A 24,940-nucleotide genomic window follows, 5' to 3' on the forward strand; every position below is an offset into this window, starting at 1 on the left:
TTCAGCGGCGCAACAGTTTTTTAGTCCAGTTTTATGACTTTCTTTAGCGGTTTTGTAATTAACTGCTGCGGTTTTGCGATTTTTTGTTGCGGTTATATCATTATATTTTTCGATTTTGCGATTTTAAAATACGTTTTTACTGTTTTCTTATTCGATTTATCAATCGACTTCTGATTTTTTGTTATTCTTTGATTCGGTTTTGCGATATATTATTGCCTTTTTACAATTTTTAGAATCGATTTTACGATATCGAGAATCGTCCTAGGAAAAGTTGACAGGTTATAGATAAATATTGATATGAGTTTGCAATGTAACTAACCCTAGTTGGTACTCTACAGGGATAGTAGGAATCATGTGTTGGGTATACGGCTAGGGGTTTTCTTGCATTGCGATAGATTTTGGGGGATGTCGAGCAATTTGGGAGCTGCCTGCTCTGCAGTCTGGTACCGTAGCCCAAAGCTACGGTCAGTTTTTGGTAGAATGAGTCCGTGGTATTTTAGGTATTGACAAATGAGACATAAAAAAGCCTTTCTGGATTTCCAGAAAGGCTTTAGGATTCATAACAATGTTATTTTTTATTCTTTCCATCCACCACCTAGGGCACGGTAGATGTTGACCATGGTATTCATTTGCTCTTTTTTGGTCTCGATCAATTCGAATCTTGATTCCAAAGCATCTCGCTGGGTCAAGAGTACTTCCATGTAGTCAGCCCTAGCTGATTTGAATAGGAAGTTGGAGATGTTGATAGACTCATTGAGTGCATTCACTTGCTGCTCCTTCAGGGAATAAGCACTTTGCAGGTTGCTGACACTAGACATCTGATTGGCTACTTCTATGTAGGCATTCAGAATGGTACGTTCGTAGTTGTACACTGCTTGAATCTGCTTAGAATTGGCGCTATAGTATGCAGCTTTGATTGCATTCCTATTGATCAAGGGTGCTGTCAAGTCTCCAGCCAATGAATACAACAATGACTCTGGTGATTTGATCAAGTATGTAGGATTAAACGCCTCAAATCCAATACCAGCTGTAATACTCAAATTGGGGTAGAACTGTGCTTTTGCCACTTTGACATCCAACTTGCTAGCTGTCAGTTGCATTTCTGCTTGTCTAATGTCTGGGCGATTTTCCAACAGTTGTGAAGGAATACCCGCTGCAATAGTCGCAGGAATCAAATCTCCAAATGTCTCATGATTTCGCTCAATAGGCTGAGGGTAGCGTCCGACCAGAAAGTTGATTCGATTTTCTGTTTCAACAATTTTTTGGCGAATGCCGTATTGCAGACTTTTGGTGTACAAGACATGCGCTTCAAATCTACGAACAGCCAACTCCGTCACTCTACTGGCTTGCTTTTGCAGCTTGACCATTTCATAGGCATTGTTTTGAATCTCGATGTTCTGCTGCAAGATAGCCAGCTGATTGTCAAGCGCAAGCAATTCATAGTAGGAATTGGCGATCTCAGCAATCAGGTTGGTCACCATGAAGTTTCTCCCATCAACAGATGATAGATACCTAGTGTAGGCCGATTTTTTGGCATTGCGTAGCTTGCGCCAAATATCTACCTCCCAAGTGGCATAAGCTCCAAAACCATAGTTGGGCAATGGATCTGGGGTGCTTCTACCTGGCTTGATGTCTGTAGTGGCTTCACTCGAACCTTTGCTCGTGTATCTACCCACTTTTTCAACATCAGCTGCGGCACCTATACCTACTGTAGGTAAGTACTCACCTTTTCTAGCGCGTACCTCATTTCTGGCGATTTGTATCTCCTGCATGATGATGTTCAACTCCTGATTGTTGGATAGTGCCGTGTCAATCAATGCAGTCAGATATGGGTCAGTAAAAAACTCTTTCCAGCCGATCTTTGCCGTGTTGGTAGAGTCCTGAGAGTCATTAAAACTCTCAGGGATTATATCTGTATTTTCTGTTTTCGTAACGAGCTTGGGTGTACATGCTGCAAAGGCCAAAGCCATGCAAGCAACTCCTGCCCATTGATATATTTTTCTATTTTTCATGATGAGGTTCAGTTAAAGGCTCAAAATCTTCATCTTTAATCAATTTGCGACCATCAGCCCATGTGCCAAATATGTAGTACAAACCAGGGACGATGATTACCCCGAAAATGGTTCCGAAAAGCATTCCGCCCAGTGCAGAAGCACCAATGGTACGGTTGCCTATGGCACCAGGTCCAGTCGCGATGATCAGCGGAATCAACCCAGCGATAAATGCGAATGAAGTCATCAAAATAGGACGGAAACGTACCCTGGCTCCTTCGATGGCAGCTTCGAGTACAGTCATGCCTTCTTGATGTTTCTGTACGGCAAACTCCACGATCAGTACGGCATTTTTACCGAGCAGACCGACGAGCATCACTAGTGCTACCTGTGCATAGATATCATTGGCCAATCCCATGCCTTTGACAACTAGGAATGATCCAAAAATACCAGCAGGCAACGAGAGAATAACCGCCAAAGGGAGTATAAAGCTCTCGTACTGTGCTGTGAGTACCAGATATACAAAGATCAAAACAATAAGGAAGATGTAGATGGATTCATTTCCCCGTCCCACTTCATCTTTTTGCAAACCTGACCAATCTATGTCATAGCCTTTTGGTAGCGTTTGAGCTGCTACTTCTTGTATCGCCTCAATCGCCTCACCACTGCTGTATCCTTTGGCAGGAGAGCATCTAATGGATGCAGTCGTGTACATGTTGTACCTGTTGATCTCATAGATGCCTTGCGTTTTTTTCATTTTCATGAAAGAGGAGTAGGGCACTTCTTCACCCATGTCATTTTTGACATAGAGTTTCATGACGTCCGTAGGTAGTTTCCTGTAGGCAGGATCAGCTTGTACGAAGACTTTAAAGAATCGACCAAACTTGATAAAACCTAAGTCATAAGTACTACCAATCATGATAGAGAGATTGTCCATGGCCTTGCCTATGGAGACTCCTTTCTGCATGGCCAGTTCGTTGTCTATTTCTAGTTCGTACTGAGGATAATCAGTTCGGTAGAAGGTAAACAAGGAAGTTAACTCAGGCCGTTTTTCAAGATCTTCCATGAATTTTTCATTGACTTCTCCCAGTCGCTGATAATCAATTTCTGAGTTTTTGTCTAGCAATTGAAGTGCAAGTCCCCCTGCTGCACCATATCCAGGTACCGCTGGTGGATCAAAGAACTCAATCTGTGCACCAGGGATATCCTTAGCTTTTTCTTCCAGCTCTTCAATGACTTCCTTGACGGTATGATGTCTGTCATGCCAAGGTTTCAAATTGATAAGAAGTGTACCGGAGTTTGATCCTCTACCTTGCGTCAAAATCTCATACCCTGCGAGGGAAGAAACGGACTCGATAGCATCAATATCCATGGCATACTTCTGAAGTTGTCTACTGATCGCATAGGTTCTCTCCAGAGTGGATCCTGGAGGAGTCTGCAATACGGCATAGATCATTCCTTGATCTTCGGATGGGATAAAACCAGAAGGAAGGAGCTTGGCTACACCGAACGTGCCTAAACTGAATGCTATCAACAGTCCAAAAGTAACGGATCGTCGATTGGCAATGACTTTCAGTAGACCTGTGTATTTGCCTGTCATCTTTTCAAACCCTCTGTTGAAACCATCCATGAATCGGTTCATCAGCGTTCTCTTTCTTGGTTGACCGTGGTTGTTTTTCAAGATTATCGCACAGAGTACTGGCGTAAGGGTAAGCGCTACAATACCAGATATCACAATAGAAGAAGCCATTGTGATCGCAAACTGTCTGTAGAATATCCCTACTGGTCCAGACATAAAGGAGACAGGAATAAATACTGCTGTCATCAAGAGCGTAATCGCTATAATGGCTCCACTGATTTCTCCTAAGACCTCCTTGACAGCCTTGAATGGAGAAAGATGTTTTTCTTCCATCTTGGCGTGTACGGCTTCTACTACCACAATTGCATCATCGACCACAATACCAATAGCAAGTACCAAGGCAAACAAGGTGATCATATTGACGTTTAGACCGAAAAATTGCATGGCAAAAAATGCACCGATCAATGATACAGGTACTGCTAGTGTCGGAATCAAGGTAGATCGCCAGTCCCCTAAGAATAAGAATACAACAAGAGATACCAAGATGAATGCATCTCTCAGGGTATGGATTACTTCATCAATTGAGGCATCCAAGAAATTGGAAACATCATAACTGATTTCATATTCTATTCCAGGAGGGAAGCTTTTCTTCATTTCCTCTAGTGTTGCTTTTACTTCCTCAATTACCTCTGTGGCATTACTGCCATAGGCTTGGTTGAGGGTAATCGCAGCGGAAGGGTATTCGTCTTTGTTGGAATATATGTCATAATACTCACTACCCAACTCCACCTCTGCTACATCCTTGAGGTATAAGACTTCCCCTTCAGGATTGGCTCTGACGATGACATTTTCATACTCTTTAGCTTCATTGAACCGTCCCTTGTACGTCAAAACATATTCGATTGCTTCCGAACGTTTACTGTCAGCCCGTCCCAATCTACCTGGGGATCCAATTATACTTTGTTCATCCAGTGCCTTCATTATTTCTTCAGATGAAATGTTGTATGCACGCATTCGGTCAGGATTGAGCCATACGCGCATGGCATATTGTCTACTACCGATGATTTGGGCAAGACCCACTCCGTTGATCCTTTGCAACTCTGGGAGCATATTGATGTATGCGTAGTTGAAGATGTACTTCATGTTGATGCTCGTCGTGTCTGTGCCGTATAGGTTGACATACATTAGCATGTTTGGCATCAAGCGCTGTACTCTCAGACCTTCCAATTGTACAATTTCAGGAAGACGGTTTTTCATTTGCTGTACCCTGTTGTTGATGTTAACTACGGCCTGATCCGGATCGCTCCCTTTGTGGAATACAATCTGTATGTTGGCTTCTCCTGAGCTGGCAGCTGTAGAAAACATGTACTTCATTCCAGGGACACCATTGATGGCTTGCTCCAAAGGAATAAGAACTGAGTTGGTCAATACGGTCGAACTAGCTCCTGGATAGGATAAATAAACCACAACCATAGGTGGTGCAATATCTGGGAACTGTGATTTTGGTAACGTCTTAATGGCAAGGAATCCCATAAACATAATGACGAGCGAAATCACTATGGCAAGGGCTGGCCTGCGTATGAATGTTTGAAACATTTTCTTAATCTTTTAATTCTTGAAAATAGATTTATTCGGCGTGTATTCTGAGGTGTGAGAATACTACTTTAGGATCGAGATATTCATAGTCGATCTTGTCATCGGCTTTCACGATCCTTAAACCTTCCAAGAGAATTTTTTCATTTTCTTCCAATCCTGCACCTATTTCAAACAAATCTTCCATCTCAGAGAGTACAGTGATTTGTCTTGGCTTGATGATATTGTTTTTATCTACTACATAGACAAACTTCTTGTCCAAAACTTCAAAAGTTGCTTTTTGAGGGATTAGAAGCGCATTTTTCATCGATTTTACAATCTGTATGTTGCCTGTTTCGCCATGTCTCAATAATCCCTTTGGATTGGGGAATGTGGCTCTAAAGGCAATGTTGCCTGTTTCATTGTTGAAATCAGCCTCTATGGTCTCTACGATTCCTGCATGCTCAAACATCTTGTTGTTGGCCATCAATAGATTGACAACCAATAAGCTGTCAGTATCTCTTGTGCTTTGATAATCAAGGTATTCCGCTTCAGGGACGTTGAAATAGACCCACATCTTGCTATTGTCCGATAGGGTCGTGAGCAGGTCTCCCTCGTTGACTAGACTACCCAGTCTTACCTGAAGACGGTCCATGATGCCATCAAAAGGCGCTCTGATTTCTGTAAATCCAACGTGAACTTGAGCCAAGGATAATTCTGCCAGCGCTCTGTCATATTTGGCTTTGGCCAGTGCCAATTCGTTTTGTCCAACTACATTGCTTTCAAACAAATTTTTGGTGTTGAGGTATTCTATCTCAGCATAATTGGCCTCTGCTTCTGCTTTCTTCTTTTCTGCTTTATACAGCTTAGGCATGATTTGAAACATCAGTTTACCTCTTTTGACAAACTGACCTTCGTCCACATATAGATCTTGTAGGTATCCCTTTTCTAAGGCCCTTAGTTCAATATGTCTAATTGCCTTGACTTGACATACATAATCTTTAACAATGGAAGTGTCCAATTTGACTGGACTGGTTACTTGAAATTTTGTTTCCTTATGGTGTTCTTCTTTGTGCGATTCACAGCTGGTGTAGAACAGTACGACACACAGACTCATGAAAATGAGAATTTGCTTCATCATGATTTTAATTTTTTGATAGATATTGTTAAGTAGGTGAATAGCGGGTCAATCTGAATCAAAGGGATGATTGGTCATTCTCAATTTTAGAATGGATACCATTGAAAATAATCAATAGTAAAATCCGAAATCAAAAGAATGAATTTTAATCTTTAGCCCAATAAAATACGGATTGACTTTAGGTAATATATTGTGTTTAAGTTAGTTATGAACTAAAATAAACAAGTAGGCTGAATATAGGTTACTTCAGACTGCTCAATAGATTTGTATCATATTCTGATGACCAGAAACTTGATATATAAGGGAATTGTGTTTTTAACATAGTGGAAAGAATATCCACGTGTTAAGTAATAAAGCGTAGGAGAGAAGTAATATGCTCTGTCCAATTGCTTTTTAGAAGAGTCAGTTTTCTCTTCTTCTACTTCATCTTCGAATGCTTCATCTCTTCTCTCTGCTTCTTTTTCGGTAGCGGATAAACAAGATTTGTCATGCGGTAGATGATTGTCTTTTGCAATACCATAATTGGTATCTGTTAAACTGATGAGGTTTTTAGAAGGGGAGTAAAAATTACCATCACACAAATGGGCACACAATGAACCATATCCACCGATTAAGAAGACTAGGAGTGATAGGAAATATTTCATTGATGCATTACTCATCGAGTACAAAGCTTAGTCAATTGATTTAATAATACAAATAGTAAATAACAATATTTTTAAAAATATTTTATAAGTGGTAATACTTGTTGAAAATTGAAGGGAGATGATTTTGTCTCAATGAGACTTGGGAGTTTGCTTTTCGCTTTTACTTTGTTCAATTTCGAGCTTCTATTATTATATTAAATATTTCAAAAGCAAATGAAGGATGTAATCGTCATTGGCGGAGGTATCGTAGGATTGGCCAGTGCATGGAAGATTCTCGAAAAAGCGCCAAACACTTCTATCACCATTCTAGAAAAGGAGTCGGGACCAGCCCAACATCAAACAGGCAACAACAGTGGTGTGATCCATTCGGGCCTGTATTACAAACCTGGTAGTCTAAAGGCTACCAACTGTATCAAAGGGTATCATTTGCTCTTGGATTTCTGTCAAAAGGAAGAAATCAAATACGATCTATGTGGGAAAATTGTCGTAGCAACAGATGAATCCGAGCTTCCTTACCTCACGACACTGCATGAAAGAGGTGTGCAAAATGGTCTGACAGATATGATTTGGTTGGACCAAGTGGGACTCAAGGAGTATGAGCCGCATGTCAATGGTGTAAAAGGTATTTACGTCCCACAGACTGGAATCATTGACTACAAGGCAGTATGTAAAAAGCTGGAACAAAAACTCCTATCCGCAGGTGCTGTGATCCACTACAACCACAAAGTGGTGAAAATAAATAATGGTACTGATGTCCAAACGGTAATCACCAATCAGGGTGAGTTCGAAGGGAAGTTGATCGTCAACTGTGCAGGCTTGTATTCTGATAAAGTGGCTAAGATGACACCATTGAAGCCTGATTTGAAGATCGTGCCATTTAGAGGGGAATATTACCAACTCAAAAAGGAAAGTGAACATTTAGTAAAAAACTTGATCTATCCTGTGCCCGACCCAAATTTCCCTTTCTTGGGGGTACATTTTACCCGCATGATCAATGGCGGTGTGGAAGCAGGGCCCAATGCCGTGCTGGCATTCCAACGAGAGGGCTACAAAAAGTCAGATATCAATCTCGCTGAATTGGCGGAGACCTTGGCTTGGCCAGGTTTTCAAAAGGTAGCTGCCAAATATTGGCGTACTGGTTTTGGGGAGATGTATCGTTCGTTTTCCAAGGCCGCCTTTACCAAGGCACTTCAAAAGCTAATTCCTGAGATCAAAGAATCAGATTTGGAAGTAGGAGGAGCAGGTGTACGCGCTCAAGCTTGCGACCGAAATGGCGGTTTGTTGGACGATTTTCATATCCTAGAGGATGAGCATTTTGTCAATGTTTGTAATGCACCTTCTCCAGCAGCTACGTCATCTTTGGCGATTGGTGATGAAATATCTAAGAGGGTATTGGCGAGGATGTAAGGATTGGGTCTCAATGTTTGCACCATTTCCCCAGATCTGTGGCATACAGACCTAAGCAACACGGTAAATGGTTTGTGGGTCAAAAACTATGGAGAGGCTCTACAAACCATGGAGAATAGTTGTCAATCAACGTGATCAAAAATTCTGACGAAAAAACTAGCAATTTTTGAACGAATAGCGGAACATTGCGTTGAACCTTTTTTATTTCAAAAGAAAGTGAATAAAATCTCTACCATAGACACATTGAAGAAGGAGATGATGATGGCATACTGCTGTTGTTGTGCTTTGTAATGGAGTTTGTGGGGAAATATCAATTTAAATAAAACGCTCGTCAGAGAGATCAAAATATTTAAAGCCTTTCCCCTCCGAGGAAAGGCTTTTTTGTTAATAAACTAATAACATGGTGATCAGTCAGGAATCAGAAGTATATAAAAGCATCATAGAACTGGGCAAGTACATCGGGAATACGCCTTTGTATCAGATTCAGCATTTGTCTCCTAAACCATCTGTCAAGATCTACGCCAAGATGGAATGGATGCAGTTTGGTGGTAGTGTCAAGACCAGACCTGCATACAATATCATCAAAAGTGCGCTAGAAAGTGGTGAATTGGGTGAAGGTAAAACATTGCTGGACGCCTCAAGCGGCAATACAGGCTTGGCATACGCAACAATATGTGCTCGGTTAGGGATACCGGTGACGATTTGTTTACCAGAGAATGCCTCCTGGGAACGAAAGAAATTGCTCAAAGGTCTGGGTGTAAACATCGTTTATACTTCCAAATTTGGTTCATCGGATGAGTCAGAAGCCAAGGCTTTGGAAATGTATAATGCCAATCCTGGTAAGTATTTCCTTGCTAATCAGTACAACAATGAGAACAACTGGAAGGCTCACTATTATGGAACTGGACCAGAGATCTATGAAGAGTTGGGGGATGGTATCACGCATTTTATGACAGGTTTGGGCACGACGGGTTCGTTTACGGGGATTACCAAATACCTCAAAGAAAGAAGCCCAGAGATCAAAACTATTGGTTTGCAACCTGATGGTGCATTGCACGGTTTGGAAGGATGGAAAGACATGGAAACAGCTAAAATTCCTGGAATCTACGACAAATCTCTGGTGGATGAAATCAGACACATTGATACCTATGATGCCTATGATCTGCTTAAGGAAACTGCGAAGAAAGAGGGGATACTGTTGAGCCCATCATCTGCGGCCAATCTCAAAGGTGCCATTGATTTGGCCAATGAAATCAAGGAAGGAGTCATCGTGACGCTATTTCCTGACAATGCGGAGAAGTATAGCGAAATCATCAAGTCTTTGTTCTGATGAGAAAGAAAGTCATAGTTGATCCCGAAACGCTGGCTTCTATGCACAGGCATGCCTTGGCTGATTTTCCCAACGAATGCGTGGGGTTTTTCTTTGGCGAGACCATAGAAGATGCTAAAAAGGTGAAGGAATATACTCCTTTGGAAAATTCCAAAGAAGGGGACCAGAGGAGGCGCTTTGAGGTGCATCCAAAGGATTATATGGCTGCCGAGCGGTATGCCATAGAGAGCAAGCAGGAGTTGCTAGGTGTGTATCATTCACACCCAGAGCATCCCGCAGAACCATCTGTGCATGATTTGGCGCAGGCGGTACCATTTTTCTCATACATTATCGCCTCAGTGTCAGGTACCAGTGTACAAAATACGCGGTCTTGGCAGCTCAATGACCAAAATGAGTTTGAGGAGGAAATCATTACAAACGAATAACAACATGGCAGAAATCATCATACCCACCCCACTTAGAAAATTTGCAGACAATCAATCGACAATTGATGTAGTCGGAGACAATGTATTGTCTGCCATCGAAAATTTAGTGACTCAATTTCCAGATTTGAAAAAGCAAATTTTCGATGCAGAGGGAAATATCAAGCGTTTTATTCGAATCTATAAAGGTGAAGATGATATTGAGTCCCTAGAAAATGAAAAGACAAGTATAGAATCTGATACGGTCATCAGTATCATACCAGCCATAGCAGGAGGAACAAAGTAAATATGTCAATTACATTTTCCAAAGCGGAGTTAGAACGCTACAGCCGTCACCTAATCATACCAGAGTTCAACATCGAGGGACAGCGCAAGCTGAAAGAAGCCAAAGTATTGGTGATAGGTAGTGGAGGACTGGGTAGTCCTGTACTGCTGTATTTGGCTGCTGCAGGTGTGGGACATCTGGGAATTGTAGATTTTGATGTGGTAGATGATTCGAATTTGCAACGTCAGGTTTTATTCACGGTAGAGGATGTCGGGAGGCCCAAAGCAGAAGTAGCGAAAGAACGTTTGCAGAAGCTCAACCCTTATATCGAATTTACAGTCCATGATACAGCCCTGACTTCTGAAAATGCACTTGATATCATCAAGGATTATGATGTGATCGCAGATGGGACGGACAATTTTGCGACACGTTATTTGGTCAATGATGCCTGTGTGATTTTGGACAAAGTGAATGTTTATGCTTCTATTTTTCGATTCGAAGGACAAGTATCTGTGTTCAATTATCCAGACCAAGACGGTGTGCGCGGACCACATTACCGAGATTTATTTCCTTCTCCACCACCCCCAGGGATGGTACCCAGTTGTTCGGAAGGCGGCGTGATGGGCGTCTTACCAGGTATGATCGGGACGATGCAGGCCAACGAAGTAATCAAAGTCATCACAGGGATCGGAAAACCGCTCAGTGGTCGTTTGTTTTTGTTCGACACCTTGGCATTTGAGACTCGCACGATGAAAATCCGTAAGAATCCAAATACGGCTCCAGTGACAGCACTCATCGACTATGAATTTTTCTGTGGCTCTGGACATGAAGACCAACCAGAGGCTGTAGCAGAAATCACCGCTCAGGAACTCAAAGAATGGATGGATAACGAAAGACAGTTTCAGTTGATCGATGTCCGTGAACCCTATGAGTACGAAATCGCCAACATCGGTGGAGAATTGATTCCTCAAGGTCAGATCGAAGCACAGCTCGATCAAATCAGACAAGACAAACCTGTGGTATTGTATTGTAGAAGTGGCAATAGGAGTGCAGATGTACTTCGCTCTCTCAAGACTAAGGGCTTTGATAATCTCTACAACCTCAAAGGAGGAGTTCTATCATGGGCAGAGCATATCGATCCTGAAATGGCAAAATATTAAGAGGAAACAAAATAGCCCGACTGAATCGGGCTATTTTGTTTCTCAGAGCGTTAGCTCTTTTTGGCTTTTTTCAATCTCTTCTCTTCCTTTTTCTCTTTTGGTGATTTAGTAGCCTCTTTTTTTACGCTCTTCTTGGCGTCTTGTGCCTTACCCATGGTCTGCTCTTTAGAATTCTGTATGAAATCATCTTGATCCCGATGTAATACTAGTGATTAAATGTCGGGAACCACTCAAACCGTTCGAATAAGACGGAGCTTTATTGAAAACGTTCTTGCTTGACATCCATTGGGATTTGCTTGATCATTTCGGGATTCTCATCGCTGTTGGCTCCATAGCTCATGCTTAGTGTTCCTTTGATCCCGTCATGGGCAATGATCCCAAACAAATCGGTCTGATCTGAGGGGTTTGTCATCCCTTCAAACCGAAAGGAGTGTACAATTTTTAGATCCTCTGGTTGATAAGTTCTTTTGGCATAAAGTGCGACGATTGAGTTGTCCTTTGTCTTAAAGTTGTCTGTAAAGCCATCTTTGGTCAGGGCATTGGATGCTTCTGCGAGTGTATCAAAATTATGCGTGTCCATATCTAGGTTGTTTTAAGTGTACATTGGTTCTATTTCGAACCAAATGGTTAATACTACTTGTGTCATACAATCTTTATAGGAAACGTATTTATACCTTGGTGAGTTTTTTTATTCTAAAATGAAAAACACGCTGTTAAAAAGGTATCAAATACAACCGCCTGGCGCATGCCGTAGAGAGAGTTACAGCATCATTCCACCAGATACTTCTAAGCGCTGGCCATTGATCCATTTGGCATCTTCTGTACAGAGGAATGCTACCACTCCACCTATGTCATCAGGTAATCCTGCCCGACCCAAAGCCGTAAGATTTGCTATCATGCTATTTGCCTCTTTGTTGTCTCTGATTTGTCCATTACCGAAATCTGTTTCTATAGCACCTGGTGCAACTACATTGGCAGTAATTTTACGAGAACCTAATTCTTTCGCAAGGTACTTTGTAAGGACTTCTACTGCTCCTTTCATAGAACCATACGCAGAGGATCCTGGGAGAGAGAAGCGTGCAAGACCAGACGAAATATTAATAATTCGTCCGCCATCACTAAGTATTGGTAATGCCTTTTGAGTTAAGAAAAAAACTCCTTTATAGTGAATGTTTATAACTTCATCAAATTGAACTTCAGTAGTTTCGGCAAAAGACGCATATAACGCTGAACCAGCATTGTTGATTAAGAAGTCAAATTTTTCTGTACCAAAGGTGTTTTTCAATTCGGTCTTTACTGTATTGTAAAAGCTGTCAAAGTTCTTGTTTTGTGCAACGTCGAGTTGTAAGGCTAATACTTTCTGTCCTTTCTTTTTGATGTCGGCGATTACTTTAGCAGCATCATTTGCATTGTTTTGATACGTTAGGATTACGTCGATTCCTTTGTCGGCCAAACGAAGTGCCATATTTTTGCCTAACCCTCTGCTACCGCCAGTGATTAGTGCTATTTTGCTTGTTGTCATGAGTGATTTTGTTTTATAGAATATTATTGGGCAAAGATCTACTCAAGATCAGGGTGTCTGTTTGTATTTATCAATCCATTATTTGCAAATATCAAATTATTGGGGGCAATTCCGGTAATTGAATGGAGCAAGATCAGTTTGTTTTTTAAAGAAATTGGAGAAATGAGCTACCTCTTCAAATCCCAAACAATAGGCAATTTCAGAGACAGACCAGTTGGTCTGTTTGAGTAATATTTTTGCCTCTTGCAATATTCTTTTTGTGATGAAATGGGTAGTGGTTATACCAGTGTTTTCTTTCAGTACTTTGTTGAGGTGATTGACATGAATGGCTAGATGATCCGCGAAATCTCTCGCACTACGCAGCTTGAGTTTCTGCTGAGGAGATTCGATTGGAAACTGTCTCTCTAGCAACTCTATGAATAATGAAGTGACCCGTACAGCTGCATTGTGAGTAGGGTGTAGAGTAGCAGCAGGCTGGAGCTTCTGCCCATAATGAATCAACTCTAAGACATAGGTTCTTAGCAGATCATACTTGAAGGCATAATCAGAGCTGATTTCGTTACTCATCTTACTAAATGTATGCGATATATCTTTGATTTCTTCGTCTTTCAACTCAAACACAGGATAGCCTCCTGACATAAAAATAGGAAATTCATCGAGGACGATTCCACTAATGGATTGGGTAAAGAACTCCTCAGTAAATATGCAAAACTGACCTGCTTGCCGACCGTTTTCAGGGATATAGTTATATGGGATTTTTGGGGTTGCGAAAAGCAGTGCGTTTTGCTCGATCTGAATTACCTTGTCGGCATATTCTGCGCGGTTTTTTCCATGGATGAGACTGATTTTGTAGTAGGCTCTTTTGTTATAAGGCATCTCTCCCTTCTCTTTAACCTTTTGGTAGATTTCTCCCGTATCGAATATGTTGAAATGTCCAATCTCTTTACTGATTCCTAAAGGTATATGGACATTGAGATGATCATAAAATTCTTCAAGACTAGTGTTTTTCATGATTCGATTCTATTTGTATGATTCAAATATACTGACTCGAATGGGAGCTTCTAAATTGCTATGAAAAAACTTGCAGAAACTAAATTGTTCAATTTGCTTTCTTGGTTTTGATCGCTTCGCCCAATTGATAGACTGCAAGTGCATAGAGTGGGCTATGGTTGTATCGGGTGATCACATAGAAGTTGTTGAATCCAAACCAATATTCGCTGCCTTCGTCTAGCACAAACTCCTGTAGTGTTACTTGTTCGTTGGTGCTGCTACCATCTGCAGTCTGAAACCCCATGTTTTGATACGTTTTGATTGATTCACTGGGTTTGACGGATTGCTTCGCCAATGGCAGTTTGGCACTATCGGTGACGATTGCCTTGGTTACTACAGGTTTGCCAGGTTGCCATCTGTGCACCTGGATATAATTGGCGACACTTGCTATGGCGTCATCCACATTGTTCATGAGATCTGTGCTGCCTTGTTGATCAAAGTTTTTGGCGTATGCCAAATAGCTACTAGGCATGAACTGGCAGTAACCCATTGCTCCAGCATAGGATCCCTTGATACTCAGTGGGTCGAGATTTTCTCTTGTACACAATTCAAGGAATTTGCCTAACTCCGCTTTGAAAAATGCTGAGCGCTTGGGATAGCCAAAGGCCAAAGTATATAATGCATCTAGTACCGAATAGCTCCCTGCTCTGGTGCCGAAGAAAGTCTCCACACCGATGATTCCCAGAATGACCTCTTCAGATACACCTGTCTGTTTACTCACTTGTCTGAGTGTTGTTTCGTTGGCAGCCCAAAATTTGATGCCTTCGTCGATACGGGCATCAGTCAAGAACAGTCCCCTGTAGCGCGTCCATGTCATGGTTTGCTCTGCAGGTTTGGTCATCTTGTCGATGATGGAAGGTTGGAAAGTTGCCTTGCTTACAATTGCTTCGATGTCTTCAAGGGCTAAGTGATTTTGAGAGGCATAGATTCGGACGAAATCATCTACATCGGTTTGGTTGATCTGAGCCAATGAGCTGATAGAGACAAGTAGAAAAGCAAGGATGGTAAAAATACGAGGGATGAATTGCATAAATGTTAAGATAGTTTTAGTCAGTAAAATCAATAATGATGCCTGATTGTGTGGCAAAGTTGTTGATCCGAACTGACAATATGGAGGAGACGACAGTATATTTCATGATAGGCTTTACAAACCCAGATTTTTTTAAGACAAATCAATAATAAATACTTTGCGAATGAAGCTAGAAAGCTACTTTTGGCTTTTCTTCATAGATACATGAATTCAAACGATCCTTACGCTGCACTCCGCCTTTCTGAGTTCCGTATTTTTATGCTTTTGCGTTTCGCTATGACATTTGCATGGGCGATGCAGTTTGTGGTGATTGAGTGGGAAATCTATGCGCTGACCAAAGATCCTTTGTCCCTAGGTTTGATTGGACTGATGGAGGTGATTCCGGCGGTTTCATTGGCGCTGTTTGCTGGGCATTTTGTGGATCAGATGGAAAAGCGCAACCTGCTGGTGATGTGTATACTCAGTTTTCTGGTGATCAGTACGGGACTTTTTCTGCTGACTTGGCCGACAGCTAATGAAACACTAAGTCACAAAACCATTGTGTGGAGTATCTATGGATTGGTTTTTTTTGGAGGTGTCATCAGGGCATTTTTGGGTCCCACGATCTTCTCTCTCTTTTCCTTGGTAGTACCCAAGTCACTTTACGCAAATGCTGCGACTTGGAGCAGCGGAGCATGGCAAATGGGAGCCGTAGTAGGGCCAGCAGTAGGAGGGTTTGCCATTGGGTGGTTGGGTGTGCATTGGTCGCTGTTGCTTATAGTGGTGGTTGCATTTGTAGCACTGGTCTTTTTGTTTCGTATCCCGCCCAAACCGATCCTTAATACCAAAAAAGGAGAGCCTATCATGCAGAGCCTCAAAGAAGGACTCAATTTTGTATTCAATACCAAAGTGATCTTAGGAGCCATTACTTTGGATATGTTTGCTGTTTTGTTTGGAGGGGCAGTAGCATTGTTGCCTGTATTTGCTCAAGATATATTGCATGTGGGTTCCACAGGTTATGGCATGCTCAGAGCAGCTCCTGCTGTGGGTTCGTTCATCACCATGATGACCATTGCTTACTTCCCACTCAATCGCTCTGCTGGGTGGAAGCTATTGGCGTCAATTTTTGGTTTTGGTCTATGCATCATAGCATTTGGTTTATCCACGATTTTTTGGGTGTCCTTGTTGGCTCTTTTCTTCAGTGGAGTGACAGATGGTATCAGTATGGTTATCCGCCAAACCATCCTACAGTTGAAAACTCCAGATCACATGCGAGGCAGGGTCTCCTCGGTCAACTCTATGTTCGTCGGTTCGTCCAACGAACTGGGGGCGTTTGAAAGTGGTGTCACGGCGCGTCTCTTTGGTACGGCCAGGGCTGTGGTGCTAGGAGGGACACTGACCTTGATCACCGTAGTGGGTACAGGTATATTAGTGCCTGCACTTCGAAGATTGGATTTGAAAAAGGAACTAGAATCGTAGTAGGCATCAATAGCCCATGTTGATAGTATTGTGCTATTGATGCTAATTGGTCTAAAGTCCTAGATCAAAAAAGTTTCCAATCTATGTCCGTTAGTTTGGCGTTGATTTCGATTTGTTTTTGTGTGGTTTTGATCAGCTCGTCGTTGCGTTGATTGAGTTCTTCATTGTTGATGTTTAATTCTTCGTTTTTCTTGACGAGTTGCTGTTTCACACTATGGAGCGCCTTGTTGATATCAGCCATTTTTTTGTTCGATGCACGGAGTTGAAGTTTGGTGATCGCGTCATTGATCGTATTCTCTCTAAAGGAATGTCCCCATTTGCCACAAATCGCTACAACAGCTACAGCCAAGACGGCATGGAATACAAATGTCTGCAAATCCATGTATTGTAGCTGGGTGAAGTAAACATCTGGAACTCCTGCAAATTGTGCGTAAGCAAATGAAGCATGATGTACGACAATAAACACGATCAATGGAATCTGTACCTTCCAATCTTGATAAATAATCAAAATAGCTGCACTGATGAATGCAAAGAAGTGCATTTCGAACATACCATGCATCTGGTAAATAAACAGGGCAACATATATCCCTAACAGAGAACTGGCAAGATAGCGATGCGTACTGCTCTCAGGAAGCAATGCTTTGGTCCCAAACCAAGCAGCCGTCGCGAGTACGCTGACAGCAATACCCAAAAACCATGTATTGTAAAAGAATGCTAGGAATAGTGCAATACCTGCATGTACCAAGAGTACACGAGTCATGTATTGATCCGCCTTTTTACGGTAGGGAGCCAATACCTTTGCAATTTGTTTTTTGTTTAATAAGTGAGAATTACTCATGATATCAAGTTAAAGGTTTAGTGTCCAAATGTTAAAATCTTCGTTGGGCAAGCCACAGCCATAAGATACAGTAGACAAAAGTCCAAAATCTGGCGCCTGACGATGCTGAATGAGTGAATCCATGGCCATTTGCGCAAAATTGCTACCTGGATCTGTGCAGTATCTGGCTTTGTTGTAGTTGCCACGATAATAAAGTTTTTGGTCTGCTGTCACAATCACCGCCTGAGGGGTAGAATACACGCCAAACTCATGTGCCAGCCTCATGTCTTGGTCTATGGTGAGCACCTGATCTTTGTCAAAGTAGTCTAGAGCTTCTTGATAATCACTCCCCTCTGGTAGGACAACTATAAAGTCTACTTGGGATTCGTAATTGCGACGGAGTATATTGAAATACTTGACGTTAAAGCGGGAACACGGACAGGTTGGTTTGAAAAAATGATAGAATCTTGGTTTGTGCTGAGGAGTCAGACTGCTGTCATTGATGGATAATACTTCATTGACGGGCACAATTTTGTAGTCGGCAGGAATGGGAGTAGGCAAGATGTATTGCAACTCTTGTTGCCAAAACAAGAAGCCGATAGAAGCAAAAACAAATAGTATTAAAAATGTGGCAAGTATTTTTCTGAGCATAATTCACTAAATGCAATGAATGATAGATGGAGCTACTACAATACAGAAGGGAATGGGCAAATCTAAATGATTTATTAACACTTGAATGTTAATAAATCATGAATATTCACTTCTTGAGGCTGTTTTTTGGCAGATAGCTATGGTATCATCAGGTTGTTTTTAATTGGTCTGGAGAGTCTAGGATGAAAACATAAAAGGAACCCCTTAGAGGATTCCTTTTATCTTACCAACGTAAATATAGGAGCTTTAACGATTATTACTTTTTGAATAAATGACAAGTGCTGCACTGATGATGATAAAATTCTTCATGATGTACTGCCCTACCAGAGTGAATCCGAATGGAGGATATACAAAAATTTGTTCTGGAAAAATGATCATGGGAGAAAGTGTCCCTCCCATGTGTACAAGCAATAGATATAAGACATACTTAGATCTAAACCTTAGAATCAGAGATAGTCCGATCAGTACTTCCCAAGTAGCTAATCCTTTGATGAGCCAGCCTGTGTTGACTAGATGAAAAGTCATAATCTCCATGGTATCAGCTGCTAGCACTTCTGCAGGACTGCTGCTAGGAAAGAATTTTAAGATCCCAAACCAGAGATAAGTCAATCCAATGGATAATTCTAGCAGTACAAGGCTGTAGCGATCCACTAATTGATGAAAGCGGAAGTCTATTCGGTCTGATATTTCTTTGACACTCATTTTTCCGTTCTTGAATCTAATAATCCAAACATAGGTTTTCAAATTCCTGCTTGTGATTCATCTATATTGGCATACTCACCGATAAGTTTTTGATACTTTTTCCAGATGTCTTGTGCGATGTTTCGTCCTAGGTTCAATCCTTCTATATTGTCTGCTTGGATATGGTAGCCTCCCATTACTCTTGAAATACCAGCCATTTCACCTGCTTTGGTGAAAGTGGGAAAGTGTAGCGTCACCGTATCTCCCAAATTTTCTGGCTCGGTCATGATACCAGGGACTAGCTTGACTGATGATCCAAATTCATCCTTGCCAGTGAATAGGCGCAAAGCCTCGGCGCATCCGCCGCTGATCGTACTGTGTCCTGAGACATAGCTCGGAAAGGGAGGGCAAAGAAATGAATCGGGAGAGTAAGGTCTCCAATCTTGACCTTTCATCTCTGTCATCCCTATTCCAGGACCTCCCCATGCTTTGATGACTTGATCTTGGTAGTAGTCATGCACAAGAGCAAAGGGTCTAGCAAAATCGTAGTGCATTTTTGCATCCCAGCAGGCAATGAAACCATCCATGGCAACAGATTCTACATAGAAGTACATTTTGACATCATCGTCCAGTGTATGGTGGTCACGGACCGATACTTGTTGAGCAAAGAGAAGCCAGTGACCTGCTTGTTGTACAGATTTAGGTCCGTCTCTCATGAACTCTACCAACGCTCTATGCTCGTCGGTTAGGTTCGCTTGTAGATCAATGACTTCTTTGACTTCCGCGGCAAGTTGCTCTGAACCTATCGCTGGAGGAGGACCTGGACGGTATTGACTAGATGAATCCAACATCAATGGCTTGACCAATTGCCAGTAAGGAGTCAGACAGCTCGGGGCAAATTGCTTGCCTTCGCTGTCTTTGAAATATTTTGGCTGCCATCTGATCAAATCTACATTTTCGTCTACGCTGTTGACTGGGCTGTACTGTGTATAGTCCCAGTACGGTTTGCCATCTGCTGACAGTTCGCCGTATTGATTCGATCCATCATTTCTTCTTGCATCGATGACCGCTTTGGCTGCTAGATTGCCTATGCCTTCGGGAGTAGTAGGATCCATTGAGACATTGTATGGGTCAAGTCCCATAGAGATCATAAACTCACGATACATGGTAGAGTCTGAGTAGTAATATTCTGACAAGGCTCTATAGGCTGCATAGCTGATGGCTATTTCTTTGTTTTTAGTGGTTAATTCTTCCAGAGGCCTTCTTTCTACTCCTGTCAAATACACTGGCGTAGCTTTTTCGTCGTAGCGTGTCCATGCGTCGAAGATGGAGGTGAAAATCAAACCTAAAAAGCGGCTGGTGATAGTGGGCCTTGGTTTGAACATATCTGTGTCATTGGCAGTAGCTTCCAAAGCGATTTTTCCCCACTTGTAGGCAATATTATCTTGTCCCATGGGGACGTAAGCTTCTTCTTTTTGGTCTGAGGTACAGGAAGTCAGCAGGATAGCGATGATGATCGCAGTGTGTAATAGTCTATTCATATTGCTTGTTTTTGAAAGAATGATAATCTCTTTCTCAGTATCAATACTACCACTTAATACCATGCACTTGACAGGAAAAGGATGAAGTACGGATTTGGATGGATGAAATGGTGGAATTAAATGATGAAAAACCAAACTCAAACATTGACTCTGTGAAGCTAGAATCAGCAAGAGATGAAGACATTGTCTTGAGTTCATTTACTTACTCCTTCGTCCCTGTACCTGACTCGCTGATGGAGCGATGGACAGAAGCCAATCTAGACTTAATAGTATTGGAAAATCAATTGAAATCTGAAGACTCACTATGCAAATCAAATAGTCTTAGGAGTTTAGGGATGGATGCATTGAGTATATCGAATTGAATAAAGTAATCACTTTGCCAGTCTTGTGATCTTTGAGCTTGTCGGTTGGTCGTTTTATCCCAAGAGGGGTAAACCCTAAATCCTCTTTTGCCTCCTTTGTTGGGAGTGTTGAGTATTCCTTTTTCTATCAAGATAGATTTTGAGAAAATGAATAGACCTAGATTTTTATCTTTTTTGGTTAGGATAATGATCAAATCAAGTGTGTCTGAACCATCTAAAGGTTGAATTGACCCCTTTGGGTCTCTCTTCCAGAGCGTCACGAATTGCCCCGTTTTGGTAGGGGTGATTTTGGCAGATCGGTAGACGACTTTTTTGTCATTCAACTCAAAGCGACAAGCATTATATTCTTGGCTTTCGGATTCGAGAGCAAAATATTGCAACTTCAGTCCAAGAGGAGAGAATACTAGTTTGTCAGTGAGTGAGAGGTCTGTGAAAGGCGACTTAGGGTGAGGCGTAGTTGGATACATTTTGATTATACCTCCAACTGATAAGCAATGTTGCCAGTTGGAGGTATTTGTTTTAGTTTCTTGGAGGACCCTGCTTCTTGGATTTTTCTCTCATAGCAGTGAATTTTTCTATTTGTTCATCGGTTAATATCGCTTCAATTTCTTGAGTCATTGCCTCCATAGTTTCCTTTGATGGTCTTTGTCCAGATGATGGTTTGGGATACTTTTTATGAATCTCTTCCCATTGTGTCACTTGGTCGTCTGTCAAACTCAATTCTTTTGTGATTTCCTCTATGCTCATTTCAGGTGGAGGGCCTTGTTTACTACCTTTTTGTCCTTGAGCCATCAGTCCAGTACCAAGACACAATAGGGCTGTGATCATTACTATTTGTTTCATCTTTTATATTTCTAAATTTTACAATTATTGTTTAAGAATTTTTATATCAGCTATTAATTGATTTAATGAGGACTTGTTGAGTCCATTGTATATGCCACGTATGTGACGGTTTTGGTCCACGAGAATGAAATTTTCTGTATGTAGGAAATCATCGGGTGATTTGCTTCTACCTAAATTCTCTTCAACAAAATAATGATTCCGACCAAGCTCATAAATTTGGGTGCGGTCACCAGTCAGCAGGTGCCACTTTCCATCTATGACTTTGTAGTTGTCAGCATACTGTCTCAGTACAGATACACTATCCCGATCGGGTGTGACTGAATGGGACAGTAGCACAATCATGGTGTCGGGTAAGTACTCCTGTTGTAATAGAGACATATTGGTGGTCATCTTGGGACAAATACCTGGGCATGAAGCAAAGAAAAAATCAACAATTAGAATTTTACCTTCTACACTCTGCTCAGTAATAGTTTGACCAGTTTGATTGATGAGTCTAAAAGGAGGAATCTGATGAAAATCAGTAGGTAGCTCATAGTCAGTACTGAACCATTGTGGTGTGAAGCTTGCCTCACTATAGTAGGGTAAAGTATCAGTGGTGCTCGTATTATTTTTGGATTGAGTACAAGCACTGATCATTACTACGCATAATGCCAGCATACGATTAATCATTGATTTCTAGATTTTCTTCAAACAATTCATAGCACAGATTGGCACGTTTAAGGCCATAGATGCGTCCATTCTTTATTTCACAGTTGACATATTGCTTTCCGTTTTTTAACCACGCTTTTTGCATACCCTCTTCTTTTCCCTCGATGATGTGATTTTCCCGTGCCAATTGACCATTATCGAACCATTTTTTCTGTATACCATGTTTGACACCATTCACATACTGGGACTCTGAGCTCATCTGTCCATTTTTCCACCATGATTTGGCAGTTCCATTTAGTCGGTTTTGATGGTAGTAGGATAGTTTTTGTATAGAATTATCAGGATACCATTTTTTGGCGATACCTTCCTTTTTTCCATGGTAGTATCCTGTTCTCTCCATCATGCTACCATCAGGGTACAACGCGATCGCATAGCCTGTAAAGGGTTCATTTTGGTAGTGCCATTGTCCCTTATTAGCTATTAGTATCAATTTATCCTTTGTTATTTGTATATCATCAATTGCAACTGGTATCTCTGTCATTTCTGATGAGTGACAAGATATCATCAGAAGACAGGGCCATAATAATCCTGCATAATTAATTAATTGCATTAGGTGTCCCCATATATTCACCAGGGAAGAGGATGTAATATTGATTGAGGTATAGCTCATTTTTTATGTGATAGTGATATTCTGCTACATCAGTATGTTGTGTGACACTGGTATGTCCTCCCGATTCGTCTAGGTCAGTTGGATATGTTTCAGTTGCATGGCATTTTCTACCATAGATGAAAAATCCATCCGCTATGATTCCAATGAGGACATCATCATCATATGACCAAGCTGCAGGCTCAAGGTGATAATGATACTCGGCTGGACCAATATGCCCGCCTGAATAATCGAGACTTGATGCAGCTTCATTCAAAGCACCATTTCCTTCTTGATCATTGAAAATGGCAGCTCCACTAACGGCAATGCCGATGGCTCCTAGTGAAGTTGACGTTGATTGACTGGCCAATTGAGGATTAGCAGATACTCTCAAGGTTGCGTCGGCATTATAGTTGGGAATCAATGAAGGAGTCAAACTTACCGTAGGTTCTTCTTTGTAGAGCGCATTGGTTTTTCCCCAATATACAGAGCTATGGTTAGGACGACCTGTCGTCTCGATGACTATTTGAGTCCCATCTATGTAGATGTCAGTCTCGTTAGTGTCAAATTCAGCAAAAGCAGCATGCAGTTCTGTGACTGTGTTTTCATCGCTATCATCATTTGCATGTATATCATCATTTTGACATGCAATGAACGAGTAGGAGAGGAACAACAATATGAGCAGAGGAATTGTCTTGATAACTATCTGTTTGTTTTTCATTTGTATTGGCTTATTAATAGTTATTTAGACGAACTTTATTTAGTGTCCCCTCGGAGGAGGGTGATTATTTTTTTCTTTATGCAAAAGAAGAGATATCAATTGATCTACAACTTGATCAAAACTGGATAGTTGTGATTCATTGCAAATATTTTTTAGTTCTTCAAAGTGCTGGTAGGTCGCGATTGTTTTTTCTGATTCTAGGGATTGAATTTGGAGGATCAAATCTTCATGATTGTCCTTGGTATGGTTGTTTGTTTTGAGTGTGGAAAAATATAGTTTAAGTATTTCCTTCTGTTTGTTGTTGATCTGCCTCATCGACTGGTCGTGTGACTGTGCCGATCGTTCGTATGCTTCCTTTTGTTGTGGTGATAGTTGTAGTTGTTCGCTGATTTGGATTAATACTTGACCATTAGGCCTAGGTTTGTGCGGAGGATGATTTTGGATAAGTAGGTATATAAGAATACCATTGAGTATCATCATGCAACCAAGCCCAACTTTGAATATTGTATTACTATTCATAACTCATATATGTTATAGTCTGAAACAAGATTGTCATAGGTCTGATCGGTCTGAGTGGAGGTGGGCTGACTGTAATAATTTTTGATCAATATGATATTACTAGATATCAATAGTACTAGCACAGCTGCTACACTCATCCATCCTTTTGAGGAAGTCCTGTTGCTTCTTTGGTCTATTTTTCTTTGAATCTTTTCGAAGACATTAGGAGCTGCTTGTGCTCTTTCTGTCCCTTTCAAGCTATTCATTATGTCCTCTTTCCAGTTGTCCATGTTTCTTTAGACGTGTTTAATTGTTGTGTACCTCGTTCTGGGAAATATTTTTCTAGGTCTTTCTTGAGATTAGCCTTGGCACGTTGTATCAGTGATTCCACTGCTTTTCTTGTGATCTTCATTACATCTGCTGTTTCTTGTTGTGATAGATCTTCTATATGTGTAAGTATAAAAGCAGTTTTTTGATTATCGGGCAACTTCTTGATTACTTTGAACAGCGTAGCAGCATTTTCTTGGTTTTCTAACCTTACCCCAGGATGTATAAAGTCTGTACTATCATACTTGATCTCTTGAGAGTCTTTTTTGTAGAGAGAAAGAAAGATGCCTTTGCGTTTTGCACTATTCTTCTTTCTTAGAAAATCCAATGATTTATTGACCGCAATTCTATAAATCCAAGTATTGATGGTAGAATTGTATTGGAATTTGGCAGCTGTATCAAAAATGCTAATAAACACATCTTGTAAGATTTCTTCTGCGTCTTCCACATTTTGAGTGTAGCTGAGCACTGTGTTGTAAACCTTGTCCGAATACAATTGATACAATTGTCTAAAGGCAGTTTGATTGCCAGAGGCAATTCCCTTTAACAAACTGCTTTCATTCATATAGGTAATTTCCAGAAACTATTTGAGATATTCAACAGTTCTAGTAATGAAATGAAAGAGCGAATAGTTGCT

The 24,940-nt window shown here is 41.2% G+C and carries 26 protein-coding genes; 6 read left to right on the forward strand and 20 right to left on the reverse strand.

What is annotated here, in order from left to right:
• Positions 1 to 575: 575 nt before the first annotated feature.
• From N6H18_RS12750 to N6H18_RS12765, 4 genes are all read right to left on the reverse strand, one after another.
• Positions 576 to 2,012, reverse strand: coding sequence for a TolC family protein (locus tag N6H18_RS12750; protein ID WP_262308658.1), 1,437 nt, complete (start codon positions 2,010 to 2,012; stop codon positions 576 to 578).
• Positions 2,002 to 5,166 carry an efflux RND transporter permease subunit gene (locus N6H18_RS12755; protein WP_262308659.1) on the reverse strand — a complete coding sequence of 1,055 codons (3,165 nt, stop codon included), beginning with the start codon at positions 5,164 to 5,166 and terminating at the stop codon, positions 2,002 to 2,004. Before N6H18_RS12755 ends, N6H18_RS12750 begins: the two co-directional genes overlap by 11 nt.
• 31 nt (positions 5,167 to 5,197) lie before the next feature.
• Positions 5,198 to 6,280, reverse strand: coding sequence for an efflux RND transporter periplasmic adaptor subunit (locus N6H18_RS12760; RefSeq protein WP_262311612.1), 1,083 nt, complete (start codon positions 6,278 to 6,280; stop codon positions 5,198 to 5,200).
• Between the two features lie 269 nt (positions 6,281 to 6,549).
• Positions 6,550 to 6,939, reverse strand: coding sequence for a hypothetical protein (locus N6H18_RS12765; RefSeq protein WP_262308660.1), 390 nt, complete (start codon positions 6,937 to 6,939; stop codon positions 6,550 to 6,552).
• 198 nt (positions 6,940 to 7,137) lie between these two features.
• Here N6H18_RS12765 and lhgO point away from each other — a divergent pair, with 198 nt between their 5' ends.
• The 5 genes from lhgO to moeB all read left to right on the forward strand — a co-directional run bounded on the left by lhgO (position 7,138) and on the right by moeB (position 11,508).
• Positions 7,138 to 8,331 carry an L-2-hydroxyglutarate oxidase gene (gene lhgO, locus N6H18_RS12770; protein WP_262308661.1) on the forward strand — a complete coding sequence of 398 codons (1,194 nt, stop codon included), beginning with the start codon at positions 7,138 to 7,140 and terminating at the stop codon, positions 8,329 to 8,331.
• Between the two features lie 400 nt (positions 8,332 to 8,731).
• Positions 8,732 to 9,661 (forward strand): PLP-dependent cysteine synthase family protein, encoded by a 930-nt coding sequence (locus N6H18_RS12775; protein WP_262308662.1) that lies wholly within the window; start codon positions 8,732 to 8,734, stop codon positions 9,659 to 9,661.
• Positions 9,661 to 10,086 (forward strand): M67 family metallopeptidase, encoded by a 426-nt coding sequence (locus tag N6H18_RS12780; RefSeq protein WP_262308663.1) that lies wholly within the window; start codon positions 9,661 to 9,663, stop codon positions 10,084 to 10,086. The genes N6H18_RS12775 and N6H18_RS12780 overlap by 1 nt, the downstream gene beginning before the upstream one ends.
• A 4-nt stretch (positions 10,087 to 10,090) precedes the next feature.
• Positions 10,091 to 10,369 (forward strand): MoaD/ThiS family protein, encoded by a 279-nt coding sequence (locus N6H18_RS12785; RefSeq protein WP_262308664.1) that lies wholly within the window; start codon positions 10,091 to 10,093, stop codon positions 10,367 to 10,369.
• A 2-nt stretch (positions 10,370 to 10,371) separates the two neighbouring features.
• The gene (moeB, locus tag N6H18_RS12790; RefSeq protein WP_262308665.1) at positions 10,372 to 11,508 is read left to right on the forward strand and encodes a molybdopterin-synthase adenylyltransferase MoeB; all 1,137 of its coding nucleotides are present in this window, start codon (positions 10,372 to 10,374) and stop codon (positions 11,506 to 11,508) included.
• Between the two features lie 256 nt (positions 11,509 to 11,764).
• Here the strand turns inward: moeB and N6H18_RS12795 are convergent, their stop codons facing one another.
• The 4 genes from N6H18_RS12795 to mltB all read right to left on the reverse strand — a co-directional run bounded on the left by N6H18_RS12795 (position 11,765) and on the right by mltB (position 15,110).
• The gene (locus tag N6H18_RS12795; protein WP_262308666.1) at positions 11,765 to 12,088 is read right to left on the reverse strand and encodes a hypothetical protein; all 324 of its coding nucleotides are present in this window, start codon (positions 12,086 to 12,088) and stop codon (positions 11,765 to 11,767) included.
• 180 nt (positions 12,089 to 12,268) lie between these two features.
• Entirely contained in the window at positions 12,269 to 13,030 is a 762-nt protein-coding gene (locus N6H18_RS12800; protein WP_262308667.1) for an SDR family NAD(P)-dependent oxidoreductase, read from the reverse strand.
• Positions 13,031 to 13,126: 96 nt separating this feature from the next.
• On the reverse strand, positions 13,127 to 14,041 hold the full coding sequence (locus tag N6H18_RS12805; RefSeq protein WP_262308668.1) for a helix-turn-helix domain-containing protein: 915 nt from the start codon (positions 14,039 to 14,041) through the stop codon (positions 13,127 to 13,129).
• An 88-nt stretch (positions 14,042 to 14,129) separates the two neighbouring features.
• A complete protein-coding gene (gene mltB, locus N6H18_RS12810; RefSeq protein WP_262308669.1) occupies positions 14,130 to 15,110 on the reverse strand; it encodes a lytic murein transglycosylase B in 981 nt (326 codons plus the stop codon).
• Positions 15,111 to 15,314: 204 nt separating this feature from the next.
• Here mltB and N6H18_RS12815 point away from each other — a divergent pair, with 204 nt between their 5' ends.
• On the forward strand, positions 15,315 to 16,568 hold the full coding sequence (locus N6H18_RS12815; RefSeq protein ID WP_262308670.1) for an MFS transporter: 1,254 nt from the start codon (positions 15,315 to 15,317) through the stop codon (positions 16,566 to 16,568).
• Between the two features lie 64 nt (positions 16,569 to 16,632).
• On the opposite strand, the gene N6H18_RS12820 is transcribed toward N6H18_RS12815, so the two are convergent.
• The 12 genes from N6H18_RS12820 to N6H18_RS12875 all read right to left on the reverse strand — a co-directional run bounded on the left by N6H18_RS12820 (position 16,633) and on the right by N6H18_RS12875 (position 24,868).
• A complete protein-coding gene (locus N6H18_RS12820) occupies positions 16,633 to 17,406 on the reverse strand; it encodes a hypothetical protein (RefSeq protein WP_262308671.1) in 774 nt (257 codons plus the stop codon).
• 9 nt (positions 17,407 to 17,415) lie between these two features.
• The gene (locus N6H18_RS12825) at positions 17,416 to 18,036 is read right to left on the reverse strand and encodes a thioredoxin family protein (protein WP_262308672.1); all 621 of its coding nucleotides are present in this window, start codon (positions 18,034 to 18,036) and stop codon (positions 17,416 to 17,418) included.
• A 246-nt stretch (positions 18,037 to 18,282) separates the two neighbouring features.
• On the reverse strand, positions 18,283 to 18,738 hold the full coding sequence (locus N6H18_RS12830; RefSeq protein ID WP_262308673.1) for a doxx family protein: 456 nt from the start codon (positions 18,736 to 18,738) through the stop codon (positions 18,283 to 18,285).
• 38 nt (positions 18,739 to 18,776) lie between these two features.
• A complete protein-coding gene (locus tag N6H18_RS12835) occupies positions 18,777 to 20,258 on the reverse strand; it encodes a vanadium-dependent haloperoxidase (protein ID WP_262308674.1) in 1,482 nt (493 codons plus the stop codon).
• 280 nt (positions 20,259 to 20,538) lie between these two features.
• The gene (locus N6H18_RS12840; RefSeq protein ID WP_262308675.1) at positions 20,539 to 21,087 is read right to left on the reverse strand and encodes a MepB family protein; all 549 of its coding nucleotides are present in this window, start codon (positions 21,085 to 21,087) and stop codon (positions 20,539 to 20,541) included.
• A gap of 52 nt (positions 21,088 to 21,139) precedes the next feature.
• Positions 21,140 to 21,463 (reverse strand): Spy/CpxP family protein refolding chaperone, encoded by a 324-nt coding sequence (locus tag N6H18_RS12845; protein WP_262308676.1) that lies wholly within the window; start codon positions 21,461 to 21,463, stop codon positions 21,140 to 21,142.
• A 24-nt stretch (positions 21,464 to 21,487) separates the two neighbouring features.
• On the reverse strand, positions 21,488 to 22,132 hold the full coding sequence (locus N6H18_RS12850) for an SCO family protein (RefSeq protein ID WP_262308677.1): 645 nt from the start codon (positions 22,130 to 22,132) through the stop codon (positions 21,488 to 21,490).
• Positions 22,125 to 22,601, reverse strand: a complete 477-nt coding sequence (locus N6H18_RS12855; RefSeq protein ID WP_262308678.1) for a toxin-antitoxin system YwqK family antitoxin — start codon at positions 22,599 to 22,601, stop codon at positions 22,125 to 22,127. The genes N6H18_RS12850 and N6H18_RS12855 overlap by 8 nt, the downstream gene beginning before the upstream one ends.
• A gap of 106 nt (positions 22,602 to 22,707) precedes the next feature.
• Positions 22,708 to 23,478, reverse strand: coding sequence for a YHYH protein (locus N6H18_RS12860; protein WP_262308679.1), 771 nt, complete (start codon positions 23,476 to 23,478; stop codon positions 22,708 to 22,710).
• A 39-nt stretch (positions 23,479 to 23,517) separates the two neighbouring features.
• Positions 23,518 to 23,997: a hypothetical protein gene (locus N6H18_RS12865; RefSeq protein WP_262308680.1), complete on the reverse strand. Its 480-nt coding sequence runs from the start codon at positions 23,995 to 23,997 to the stop codon at positions 23,518 to 23,520.
• Positions 23,994 to 24,242 (reverse strand): hypothetical protein, encoded by a 249-nt coding sequence (locus tag N6H18_RS12870; protein ID WP_262308681.1) that lies wholly within the window; start codon positions 24,240 to 24,242, stop codon positions 23,994 to 23,996. Before N6H18_RS12870 ends, N6H18_RS12865 begins: the two co-directional genes overlap by 4 nt.
• Positions 24,242 to 24,868, reverse strand: a complete 627-nt coding sequence (locus N6H18_RS12875) for an RNA polymerase sigma factor (RefSeq protein WP_262308682.1) — start codon at positions 24,866 to 24,868, stop codon at positions 24,242 to 24,244. Before N6H18_RS12875 ends, N6H18_RS12870 begins: the two co-directional genes overlap by 1 nt.
• Between the last annotated feature and the right edge of the window lie 72 nt (positions 24,869 to 24,940).

Source organism: Reichenbachiella agarivorans (assembly GCF_025502585.1).
Lineage (GTDB): Bacteria > Bacteroidota > Bacteroidia > Cytophagales > Cyclobacteriaceae > Reichenbachiella > Reichenbachiella agarivorans.

Coding starts and splice junctions, on each gene's coding strand:
- N6H18_RS12750 (WP_262308658.1), bottom strand. CDS start 2,012: ATGAAAAATAGAAAAATATATCAATGGGCAGGAGTTGCTTGCATGGCT.
- N6H18_RS12755 (WP_262308659.1), bottom strand. CDS start 5,166: ATGTTTCAAACATTCATACGCAGGCCAGCCCTTGCCATAGTGATTTCG.
- N6H18_RS12760 (WP_262311612.1), bottom strand. CDS start 6,280: ATGAAGCAAATTCTCATTTTCATGAGTCTGTGTGTCGTACTGTTCTAC.
- N6H18_RS12765 (WP_262308660.1), bottom strand. CDS start 6,939: ATGAGTAATGCATCAATGAAATATTTCCTATCACTCCTAGTCTTCTTA.
- lhgO (WP_262308661.1), top strand. CDS start 7,138: ATGAAGGATGTAATCGTCATTGGCGGAGGTATCGTAGGATTGGCCAGT.
- N6H18_RS12775 (WP_262308662.1), top strand. CDS start 8,732: ATGGTGATCAGTCAGGAATCAGAAGTATATAAAAGCATCATAGAACTG.
- N6H18_RS12780 (WP_262308663.1), top strand. CDS start 9,661: ATGAGAAAGAAAGTCATAGTTGATCCCGAAACGCTGGCTTCTATGCAC.
- N6H18_RS12785 (WP_262308664.1), top strand. CDS start 10,091: ATGGCAGAAATCATCATACCCACCCCACTTAGAAAATTTGCAGACAAT.
- moeB (WP_262308665.1), top strand. CDS start 10,372: ATGTCAATTACATTTTCCAAAGCGGAGTTAGAACGCTACAGCCGTCAC.
- N6H18_RS12795 (WP_262308666.1), bottom strand. CDS start 12,088: ATGGACACGCATAATTTTGATACACTCGCAGAAGCATCCAATGCCCTG.
- N6H18_RS12800 (WP_262308667.1), bottom strand. CDS start 13,030: ATGACAACAAGCAAAATAGCACTAATCACTGGCGGTAGCAGAGGGTTA.
- N6H18_RS12805 (WP_262308668.1), bottom strand. CDS start 14,041: ATGAAAAACACTAGTCTTGAAGAATTTTATGATCATCTCAATGTCCAT.
- mltB (WP_262308669.1), bottom strand. CDS start 15,110: ATGCAATTCATCCCTCGTATTTTTACCATCCTTGCTTTTCTACTTGTC.
- N6H18_RS12815 (WP_262308670.1), top strand. CDS start 15,315: ATGAATTCAAACGATCCTTACGCTGCACTCCGCCTTTCTGAGTTCCGT.
- N6H18_RS12820 (WP_262308671.1), bottom strand. CDS start 17,406: ATGAGTAATTCTCACTTATTAAACAAAAAACAAATTGCAAAGGTATTG.
- N6H18_RS12825 (WP_262308672.1), bottom strand. CDS start 18,036: ATGCTCAGAAAAATACTTGCCACATTTTTAATACTATTTGTTTTTGCT.
- N6H18_RS12830 (WP_262308673.1), bottom strand. CDS start 18,738: ATGAGTGTCAAAGAAATATCAGACCGAATAGACTTCCGCTTTCATCAA.
- N6H18_RS12835 (WP_262308674.1), bottom strand. CDS start 20,258: ATGAATAGACTATTACACACTGCGATCATCATCGCTATCCTGCTGACT.
- N6H18_RS12840 (WP_262308675.1), bottom strand. CDS start 21,087: ATGTATCCAACTACGCCTCACCCTAAGTCGCCTTTCACAGACCTCTCA.
- N6H18_RS12845 (WP_262308676.1), bottom strand. CDS start 21,463: ATGAAACAAATAGTAATGATCACAGCCCTATTGTGTCTTGGTACTGGA.
- N6H18_RS12850 (WP_262308677.1), bottom strand. CDS start 22,132: ATGATTAATCGTATGCTGGCATTATGCGTAGTAATGATCAGTGCTTGT.
- N6H18_RS12860 (WP_262308679.1), bottom strand. CDS start 23,478: ATGAAAAACAAACAGATAGTTATCAAGACAATTCCTCTGCTCATATTG.
- N6H18_RS12865 (WP_262308680.1), bottom strand. CDS start 23,997: ATGAATAGTAATACAATATTCAAAGTTGGGCTTGGTTGCATGATGATA.
- N6H18_RS12870 (WP_262308681.1), bottom strand. CDS start 24,242: ATGAATAGCTTGAAAGGGACAGAAAGAGCACAAGCAGCTCCTAATGTC.
- N6H18_RS12875 (WP_262308682.1), bottom strand. CDS start 24,868: ATGAATGAAAGCAGTTTGTTAAAGGGAATTGCCTCTGGCAATCAAACT.